This is a genomic window from Nocardioides sp. CPCC 206348 (assembly GCF_048654705.1).
Taxonomy (GTDB): domain Bacteria; phylum Actinomycetota; class Actinomycetes; order Propionibacteriales; family Nocardioidaceae; genus Nocardioides.
Window position 1 is genome coordinate 3,974 of the sequence record NZ_JBMCZA010000199.1, and the last position, 816, is coordinate 4,789.

Below are 816 nucleotides of genomic sequence, written 5' to 3' on the forward strand. Positions count from 1 at the left end.
AGGATCTGCGCGGACAGCTCCGGGCGGCACACGATCACGTCGGGCAGGTAGACGTCGGCCTGGTTGTAGACCAGTTCGCTTCCGTCCACCCGTGAGGTGAACAGGCCGGCGGCGCGGGCAACGGCCACCGGAGCGGCCGAGTCCCATTCGTACTGGCCGCCGGCGTGGACGTAGGCGTCGGCGACGTCACGGACCACCGACATCATCTTCACCCCGGCCGAGCCCATCGGCACGAGCTCGGCGTCGATCTCGGCAGCGAGCGCCTGCACGAAGGCGGGCGGGCGGGTACGGGAGACCGCGATCCGGGGCCGCGTCGACGTACGCACGGGGACGACGGGCGGGGCACCGGTGTTGAACGTCTCGCCGAGGACCGGCTGCGCGACCGCGCCGGCGATCAGGGTGCCGCCCTGCCAGAGCGCGACGTGCACGGCCCAGTCGTCGCGCGGCGGTTCGGAGAACTCGCGGGTGCCGTCGAGCGGGTCGACGATCCACACCTTGTCGGCCTGCAGCCGGGCGTCCTTGTCGGCGGCGTTCTCGAGCGCCTCCTCGGACAGGACGGCGTCGTCGGGGCGGTACGTCGCGAGCAGGTCCATCAGCAGCACGTGGGCCGCCCGGTCGCCGGCGTCCTTGAGCTCCTTGCCCTCGAGGCCCTCGGAGCGGACTTCCAGCAAGCGCTGGCCCGCGGCCTCGGCCAGCCAGGCCGCGAACCGGTGGTCATCGGCAACAACGTCAGCGGGGGGTACGCCGGGATCGAAGGTCACCCGCGCAGCGTAGCGATCGCCGAGTTGGGGTTTGTCACCGCCGAGTTGGGGTTTG

The 816-nt window shown here is 71.9% G+C and carries 1 protein-coding gene; it reads right to left on the reverse strand.

Annotation, left to right across the window (positions count from 1 at the left end; genetic code table 11):
- On the reverse strand, nt 1–761 hold a 761-nt coding region (locus tag ACOADB_RS19235), incomplete at its 3' end, for a 3'(2'),5'-bisphosphate nucleotidase CysQ (protein WP_378602107.1).
- Nucleotides 762–816: the final 55 nt, after the last annotated feature.